This window comes from Streptomyces dysideae (assembly GCF_001514305.1).
Classification (GTDB): domain Bacteria; phylum Actinomycetota; class Actinomycetes; order Streptomycetales; family Streptomycetaceae; genus Streptomyces; species Streptomyces dysideae.
In genome coordinates, this window is record NZ_KQ949154.1 from 1 (window position 1) to 7,935 (window position 7,935).

Sequence of the window (7,935 nt, forward strand, 5' to 3'; positions counted from 1 at the left end):
GGGGCCGTCCACTCGTGGGCGTCGACGGGGTCCAGTGGGCGGGTCTGTCCGGAGCCCGACTGCGGCGCGGAGCCAGTGCCCCCGTCTACCGACGTTCCATGAGCCGGACCCGACCTCGCTGCGGACTGACCTCAGGGAGCTCGCGCGTCTGCTGGTCTGATGGGCCGACATCGATCAGACACCCCTGGACGTCCACGGCCAGGCAGCGCCCCAATCCGTGATGCCGAGTCCGTATCGCACCGGGCCCCTCAGGATTCGTGTCGACTGGTGGCTGCAGCGGAATGTTCGACGGGTCGATCCGGGTTTCCGGAGCGAAGGGAGGTCGAGGCCCCTGAGAGGGGCGAGGCCCCTTCCGAGTAGGCGCCGTAGGCCGCAGCATCGGGGCGACCGTTGAGCCGGTGTGCAACCTCCGCGTGAGCATTGCCCCTGTGGAGAGGAGACGACGATGGCCAGGACCGCAGTCGTGTTGTCCGGCGGTGGGAGTCTGGGCGCGGTCCAGGTGGGCATGCTGCTGGCGCTGGCCGATCACGATGTCGCCCCCGACCTGCTGGTGGGCACGTCCGTGGGAGCGATCAACGGCGCCTTCGTCGCCGGGCATCCCGGGCGACAGGGTGCGGAGGCGCTCGCTGACCTGTGGCGGGCCGTGCGCCGTAGCGACATCTTCCCGGTGCAGCCCATGCGCGGGCTTCTGGCTCTGACCGGCCGGGGCAACCATCTCGTCGCTCCCGTTGCCTTCCGGCACCTGCTTGAGCAGCATGTGGGCTACCGTCGCCTGGAGGACGCCGCCCGTGAACTGTGCCTGGTGGCCGCCGAGGTCACCACGGGCAGGCAGTCAGTGCTCTCCCACGGCCCGGTCGTCGACGCGGTGATGGCCAGTGCCGCGGTGCCCGGGGTGTTTCCTCCGGTGCGGTTCGCGCAACAGGAGTTGATGGATGGTGCGGTAGCCAACAGCACACCGATCTCGGTTGCCGTGGAGGCCGGAGCGCAGACAGTGTATGTGCTGCATGCTGGCTACGCCTGCGCGCTGGGCACCGCGCCCCGGTCGGCCCTGGGCATGGCTCTGCACGCGCTCACGCTGATCCTGCAGCAGCGTCTGCTGGTCGACGCCGCCCTGTACCGTTCCGCGGTTCAGCTGCGGGTGGCACCGCCGCTGTGCCCGCTGGGCATCTCCCCGGCCGACTTCCGCCACAACCATGAACTCATCACCCGCGCCCAGGAGAGCACTCGCAAGTGGCTGGCTGACGGAGCGCCCAGTGATCCGCGGTACCTGCAGGTGCACGCGCACCAGTGAGCAGCCGCTGCTTCGGCGGGCTGCCAACAAGGGAGTTCACACCGCTCGGAAGGTGTTCGGAATGGAGACTGGCTCTGCACAGCCGGCTGCGGGTGGGTACCCCGAGCGCCGTGACGGGTACGTGCCGCTGCGGGAGTACGCGGCGATCGGGGACGGCCGCACCGTCGCGCTGGTGGCCCGGGACGGTGCCGTGGACTGGTTGCCGGTACCGGATCTGGACTCCGCCACGGTGTTCGCCGCTGTCCTCGACAGCCGTCACGGGGGCAGTTGCACCCTGCAGCCGACTGTTCCCTGCGCGGTGGACCGCCGCTACCTGCCGGGCACCAACGTGCTGGAGACCACCTTCACCACCGCTCGGGGCACGGTCCGGATCACCGATGCGATGACGGTGCCGGACACACGGCTGACGCCCATGCGGGAGCTGCAGCGCCGGGTCGAAGGGCTGTCGGGGAGTGTGCCGATGCGCTGGAGCGTCACGCCCCGCTTCGGCTACGGCAGTCGCCCGCCGCGCATCCGCACCCGGCGAGGGGTGCCGGTGGTCTCCTGCGGGGCGGACGCGGTCGCCGTCTGCACCTGGCAGGCGGGGCGGCCGCAGTGCACCGAGTCGGCGATCAGCGGCCGCTTCGGAACCCGGCCGGGGTCCCGCGCGCTGATCGCCTTGTCCTTCGCCCACGAGGAGCCGCTGGTCCTCCCCGCGCGTGCCGAGTGCGAGGCGCGCTTGGACCACACCTGTGCCGCCTGGCGCCGCTGGCTGGGCGAGCGCGCCTGCGGCGGGCCGTGGCAGCAGGCGGTCCAGCGCAGCGCCCTGGCGCTGAAGCTGTTGGTCTTCGCCCCCTCGGGCGCGATCGCGGCAGCCGCCACGTCCTCCTTGCCCGAGCAGGTGGGCGGGATCCGCAACTGGGATTACCGGTTCTCCTGGATCAGGGACTCGGCCTTCACCCTCGACGCGTTTCTCCGGCTGGGCTGCCCCCACGAAGCGCACGCATACTTCTGGTGGCTGATGCACGCCACCCAGCTCACCCACCCGCGCCTGCGCGTGCTCTACCGGCTCGACGGCGGCGCCCGCGCGCCCGAGCGGACGCTGCCGCTGCAGGGCTACCGCGGATCAGCACCGGCCCGGGTCGGCAACGCCGCCGCCGACCAGCTGCAGCTGGACACCTACGGCGAGCTGCTGCAGACCGCGTGGCAGTACGCACAGCACGGCGGACCGCTGGACGCCGACATCGCCCGCAGGATCGCCGAGACGGCTGACCTGGTGTGCCGACTGTGGCGCGAGCCGGACGCGGGGCTCTGGGAGGTCCGCAGCCGCCCCCTGCACTTCACCCAGTCCAAGATGATGTGCTGGGTGGCCCTGGACCGCGCCTCACGCCTGGCCGAGCAGCGACTCGTCCCCGCCCGCCACGCCGACCGCTGGCGGCAGGAACGCCAGGCGGTCCGGGACTTCATCGAGACCCGCTGCTTCAGCGCACGCAAGCACAGCTACATCCGCGCCGCCGACAGCGAGGAGGTGGACGCCAGCCTGCTGCTGGGCCTGCTGCACGGCTACGCACCACCCGACCAGCCACGGATGCGCGGCACCGTCGAGGCCATCCGCCGCGAGCTGGGCGACGGCCCGTTCGTCCACCGTTACACCGGCGACGACGGCCTGCCCGGCAGCGAAGGCGCGTTCCTGGCCTGCTCCTTCTGGCTTACCGAGGCCCTGGCCCGCTGCGGCCGCCACGCGGAGGCCGCCGACTTGATGGACCAGCTGATCACGTTGGCCAACGACGTCGGTCTGTACAGCGAGGAGATCGATCCCGCTGGCGGTGCGTTCCTCGGCAACCTGCCGCAGGCCCTCAGCCACCTGGCGCTGATCAGCGCCGCCTGCGCCCTCACCGAAGGAGGCCGGCCATGAGCGTGACAGCAGCGCTCGCGGGCGGGTTCGTCGGCACTCTGGTCCTTACCACCATGCTGCGGGCGGCGGGCGAACTCAGGCTCACCCGCATCGACCTGCCTTTCCTGCTCGGCAGCGCCTTCACCGCCAACCGCACCCGCGCAAAGGCCCTCGGCTACCTCCTGCACTTCACCATCGGGCAGCTCTTCGCCCTCGGCTACTACACCCTGTTCCTCGCCCTGGGCCACAGCAGTTGGTGGCTGGGGATGCTGTTCGGGCTCGCCCACGGCATGTTCGCCGGCACCATACTGGTCAACATCCTCCTCCCCCTGGTCCACCCCCGCATGGGCACCCCCCTCACCAGCGCCCCCGCAGTGGCGCTGCTGGAACCCCCCGGCTTCCTCATGCTCAACTACGGCCTGGCCACGCCGATCGTCAGCCTCGCCGCCCATCTCGCCTACGGCGCCCTCATCGGCGCATCCATCTCCCTCGCCCCATAGCCACCGCAGGTACCGGGCCAGGAAACGCACAGCCACCAGTGCGGCCGAGGGCTGGAACGAATCCGGTATCCCGGCTCCCGGAGCCCACGCCTGGAGGCAGCCTCAGGCGAAGCGCCCGGCGAAAACGGTGAATGCCATGAGGAACGTGACGCCGATCAGTAGGAACAGGCCGGCGAAGAAGCGCCGGGCCGCCTGCTCGCTCACCTTGCCCTGCAGACGGGTACCGACCAGAGCACCGGCCACGGCCCCTGGCACCGCCCACACCAGCAGGTTCCACGGGATCGCACCCAGCCCGCCCTCGGAGGCCAGTTGCGCCAGATGCGTCCCGGCAGCACCCATACCGTTCCCGCGACGATCACTGTGGAGGTGGCGGCGGCCACCGCGACCGGGAAACGGGACCTGCGCACGAGACCGGGCAGGGTAGCCTCCCCGACGCCCGTGGAGATCAGGCCCGCCACGAACGCCCCTACCCCCGAGAGCAGACGCTGCATCCCCAGGCCGTGGGCGCAGCAGTCAAACGCCGACCCCTCAGCAGGTACCACCCGCCGCACCTCACCGGCGCCGCACGGCGGATGAGACCGGTCCGAGGCACTGACCAGCGCCGGAGCAGCACCCTGTGCCGCGGCCGCCCGGCCCGGTTACCGGTGAGCGAGCACCACGGCGAGAACCACCATCACCACCCCGTAGCCGATCCGCAGCCACAGCGCCGGCACGTGCCGCGCCGCCACCGCGCCCACCACGCCCAGCGGCACCGTGACCACCACGATCGACCGGACGGTGCGTACGTCGACCAGCCGCATCGACACATAGCGGGCGACCCCTACGCCGAACCCGAACGTCTCCAGGAACAGCGAGGTCCCGATCGCGGCCGCTGTGGACAGCCGTTCCACGCCCAGCAGCGGGAACCCGATCAGGAACACCGGCGTGGCACCGGCGTGAGCAGTGCCGCGCCGCTGATACCACTGAACATCGCCACCGACGCGACGGCAACGCAGACCGGCAGCATGAACCAGTACACCGTCCAGTCCACGTACTCACACCTCCCGCTCCCGGCCGCACCCGTAAGTTCCGCCCCGCGCCCGGTGACCCTGTGCGGTGCAGGGTCACCGGACCACCGGACGGTGGGCGTTCACAATTCCGCGGGACCGGACCGGTGGGAGCCCTCGGGCCTCGTACCGCCGGGCCGTGAGGCGGTGGACGGCGGTGTGGCGCCATGCTCGGTGCTCGCAACCGATCGTCCGAGGAAGAACGGGACGAGCAGCAGCCCGAAGATCAGCGGATGGACGAGCCCTTCGAAGAGCTGGTCGGGCCCCATCGGGTCGGTGAAGAACGGGAAAACCGTCCGGCCCAGGATCTGGAAGTTCAGCACCCACAACGCCACGCCGTAGGCCAGCGCCCCCAGTACCAGCGCGGGAACGCTGCGCAGCAACGGGACCAGCAGCACGGCGAAGCCCATGCCGAAGCCCAGCGACAGCAGCAGGTGCGTCGCCAGCCCCAGCACTGCCTCGTCGGGCGTGGCGACCGGCGCGCTCGACGCGTGGAAGACCGTCGACATCGCATACAGCGGGGCGATACCCGGCATGCCCTGGCTCACCGCATACCACATGTTCGCCAGCAGGAAGCCCATGCCGGCGACAAGCCCGGCGATCGCGCCCCGGGCGAGCAGACCACCGAGGTCCAGCGGACGCTGCTCGGGCTCACCAATCGCGTGGGGCATATGGAGATGCGGTGTGCGGGGCCGTTCGTGGAGGAGTGCCATGACTCACGCACCTTCTTTCCGACACAGCGGACGTTTCTATGGAGTAAAGAGACCTAAATCTCACATAAAGGGAACACGTTCGCTGTATCGCATCTTCCACCTGTCTGCTCCAGGGGGAGAATCCGCAAGGTTCCCTGCACGGACGTTCCACATCGGCGCGGCCGCTTACGCTCGCCGCCCGCGAGCCCGCTGCATCCCCGTACCGCAGACCACGAGCCGTCCCGGGGCCGCGGGGCCCGGCGGACCTGACAAGCGGTTACTGGCTGCCGTTCAGGTCCTTGAGGGCGTCTGCGGCCCGGTCGGACTGATCATGATGCGCCTGTCCCCGCGACACCAGCGGCTGGGAGACGGGGTCGCGGGCACCCGCCCCGTGGAGCCGTCCTGTGGCGGGGGGCCGGCCGGCTGGGTGGGGGACACACGAGTGTCGATCCCCGCGGGAGACAACTGTGGCTGAATGCTGTCCGCTCCCCGGTCGTGCCCAGTGGCCTGGGAGAACAGCGGGTGCCGGTGTCCGCCGAACATCCCGGGCACGGGCACCCGCCGTGCAAAGATGTGCCGGCACAGCGTTCTCCTTGCACACCTCACACGGCCTGGGGCTCCGCAGTTGCTCGGGGGCCCGGGCCAGATCTCACCGAGCGCGAGGCCGAGGTCCTGGCCATGCTCGCGCGTGGGAAGGCGAACAAGGGATCGCGTTAGAGCTGCGGATCGGGCAGCAGACGGCGAAGACGTACGTCAGTCACATCTTCAAGAAGCTCGGCGTGCACAGCCGTATCCAGACGGTCGCGCACGCCCTGCGGCTGGGGTTGGCGGCGGCAGAGGAGCTTGCCCTTGACCGCGTCATCGCTGACGAACCCTGGTGGTCTGCCTGAGGATGGTGCTCTGAGACCGGTGCCGTCGCAAGGCAGGCTCAGCGTCGCCGGAACAGCCCCAGTGGGCCACGCCGCGGCCCGGAGCCTCCGCCCTTGCGCACCAGTTGCGGTGCGTGTTCGGAGGCGGCCGTCGGTGTCCAGCCGCGCCAGCCGCCCATCGCCGGCCCATCGGCCCACGGCGGGACGCCCCAGCCGGCGGGCAGGGCGAAGGACAGCGCCGCCCGCCAGTGGCGCCGACCAGCACCGTGACCGTCCCGGTCACCACACCGAACAGCGCCCCGGCCGACGCGGTCAGAACGACTGCGGGCGCCAGGGTCGTCACGATCAGCGTGCACAGCACAGCGAAGGCCAGCGGCGCCCACACACCCCATGCGTCGACCCGGTCCCGCGCCTCCTCCAGCGACCGGCCGCCACCGCTCAGCATCACCACGCCGAGTACGGCGAGCAGCGGGAGCAGCAGTCCGGCCCGCAGTTCGGCGCGGCGAGGAGGGCGCGGTGCGGGACCGCCGACGTCAGGATCGGAGTCTGCTTCCTGCGGCACGGGGGCGGAGGCGGGGGCGGGGGCGTGAAGGGTGGCTGCGGTGAGGTGGGCATGGGTTCGAACCCCGGGGCCCCGGCCGCTGCATTCCGCCGGTCTCTGTGTCGTTCACCGGCTACGGACAGGACCGTCCGGAAGTTTCCCACCGCCCGGACGGGCACGTGCCGTGGCCGTGCGGTCGGCCGAGCCGTGACCGGCACATCCCTGGGCCGTCGATGCGCGGATCGCACGGGGAACACAGGGCGTCGGCTCCCCGCCGGCCGGCCCGGGGGATTGGCCGGGGCGGGGAGCCGACTGGGAGGTCCCCCGGACCTCTGAGGCCCTGGGGGCCCAAGGGACTGTGGCCGTGTCACCCGATGATGCGGGCGAGTTCCGTGAGATCCTCGGTGGCCAGTGAGGGGTTGGCCAGCGAGTGGGGATAGGCGGTGTCGGGGACGCCGCGCCTCAGCCAGGCTCCGGCCAGTCCGGCGCGCTGGGCGCCGTCGATGTCCCAGGGGTGGGCGGCCACCAGCAGGGCCTCGTCGGGACGGACGCCGCAGTGCTCGGCCGCGTAGTGGTGTCTGCAGTGTGGCGTTGCAGGCCATGGCGAGACCAGCTCCGAGGTCAGGCCCGTGAGCGCCGAGTCGGTCGTCACGACCAAGGGGCATCATCTGATGTCCTATCAGATCTCCAGGGTCCCGAGCGGCCTGATGGGGCATGCGACCTGCAACTTTGCTGTGATCGCCACTACACCACACGACGGGACGTGACCCACTTTCATGGGATTGTGGACTCTGACGGCCTTTCGCCGTGTATTTCAACTCGCGTGTATTGTGACGAAAGGTGCTGCGATACTGGGCTGCTCGGCATTTCGCGCCGCCCCGCAATACCCGGCGTCGTGCGACAGTCCGCAGGACGTCCGGTGGTTCCCTGTAGCAGGAGCGGCCGGCCTCTCGCCCGAGGGCCGGCCAGGGAGCTGCTGTTGCCCAGCAGGACGGGTCCGGCCTACGTCAGGGAATGACTTCGGCCGTCGGCCTTGTGCACGGAGTGAGCCGCACATGTACGCGCGGGGATGACGGGTGTACGCCCACGATGAACCCCTCCCGGGCAGGAAGCGACCCCCTCA

At 70.7% G+C, this 7,935-nt stretch carries 7 protein-coding genes and 1 pseudogene; 4 read left to right on the forward strand and 4 right to left on the reverse strand.

All coding sequences use genetic code 11. The annotated features are described in order from the left end of the window. Positions 1-445: 445 nt before the first annotated feature. The 3 genes from AQJ91_RS47760 to AQJ91_RS47770 all read left to right on the forward strand — a co-directional run bounded on the left by AQJ91_RS47760 (position 446) and on the right by AQJ91_RS47770 (position 3,664). Positions 446-1,291 carry a patatin-like phospholipase family protein gene (locus AQJ91_RS47760; RefSeq protein ID WP_067036523.1) on the forward strand — a complete coding sequence of 282 codons (846 nt, stop codon included), beginning with the start codon at positions 446-448 and terminating at the stop codon, positions 1,289-1,291. A 61-nt stretch (positions 1,292-1,352) separates the two neighbouring features. Then, positions 1,353-3,185, forward strand: coding sequence for a glycoside hydrolase family 15 protein (locus AQJ91_RS47765; protein ID WP_067036526.1), 1,833 nt, complete (start codon positions 1,353-1,355; stop codon positions 3,183-3,185). Further along, positions 3,182-3,664, forward strand: coding sequence for a hypothetical protein (locus AQJ91_RS47770; RefSeq protein ID WP_067036530.1), 483 nt, complete (start codon positions 3,182-3,184; stop codon positions 3,662-3,664). Before AQJ91_RS47765 ends, AQJ91_RS47770 begins: the two co-directional genes overlap by 4 nt. Before the next feature lie 102 nt (positions 3,665-3,766). Here the strand turns inward: AQJ91_RS47770 and AQJ91_RS47775 are convergent, their stop codons facing one another. The 3 genes from AQJ91_RS47775 to AQJ91_RS47785 form a co-directional block, all read right to left on the reverse strand. Then, the gene (locus tag AQJ91_RS47775; protein WP_067036533.1) at positions 3,767-4,003 is read right to left on the reverse strand and encodes a TSUP family transporter; all 237 of its coding nucleotides are present in this window, start codon (positions 4,001-4,003) and stop codon (positions 3,767-3,769) included. 299 nt (positions 4,004-4,302) lie between these two features. Next, a complete protein-coding gene (locus AQJ91_RS47780) occupies positions 4,303-4,584 on the reverse strand; it encodes a TSUP family transporter (RefSeq protein WP_067036536.1) in 282 nt (93 codons plus the stop codon). A 209-nt stretch (positions 4,585-4,793) separates the two neighbouring features. Then, positions 4,794-5,423, reverse strand: coding sequence for a hypothetical protein (locus AQJ91_RS47785; protein ID WP_159054839.1), 630 nt, complete (start codon positions 5,421-5,423; stop codon positions 4,794-4,796). A gap of 542 nt (positions 5,424-5,965) precedes the next feature. Here AQJ91_RS47785 and AQJ91_RS57185 point away from each other — a divergent pair. After that, a pseudogene (locus AQJ91_RS57185) lies at positions 5,966-6,163 on the forward strand (hypothetical protein); the annotation flags it as partial. 1,016 nt (positions 6,164-7,179) lie between these two features. Here the strand turns inward: AQJ91_RS57185 and AQJ91_RS57190 are convergent. Further along, complete coding sequence (locus tag AQJ91_RS57190; protein WP_234383476.1) at positions 7,180-7,464, reverse strand: HAD family hydrolase; 285 nt, start codon at positions 7,462-7,464, stop codon at positions 7,180-7,182. Positions 7,465-7,935 lie beyond the last annotated feature (471 nt).

Bases quoted from the DNA above. Each gene is read 5' to 3' on its own strand.
- AQJ91_RS47760 (WP_067036523.1), top strand. From the start codon at position 446: ATGGCCAGGACCGCAGTCGTGTTGTCCGGCGGTGGGAGTCTGGGCGCG.
- AQJ91_RS47765 (WP_067036526.1), top strand. From the start codon at position 1,353: ATGGAGACTGGCTCTGCACAGCCGGCTGCGGGTGGGTACCCCGAGCGC.
- AQJ91_RS47785 (WP_159054839.1), bottom strand. From the start codon at position 5,423: ATGGCACTCCTCCACGAACGGCCCCGCACACCGCATCTCCATATGCCC.
- AQJ91_RS47775 (WP_067036533.1), bottom strand. From the start codon at position 4,003: ATGGGTGCTGCCGGGACGCATCTGGCGCAACTGGCCTCCGAGGGCGGG.
- AQJ91_RS47770 (WP_067036530.1), top strand. From the start codon at position 3,182: ATGAGCGTGACAGCAGCGCTCGCGGGCGGGTTCGTCGGCACTCTGGTC.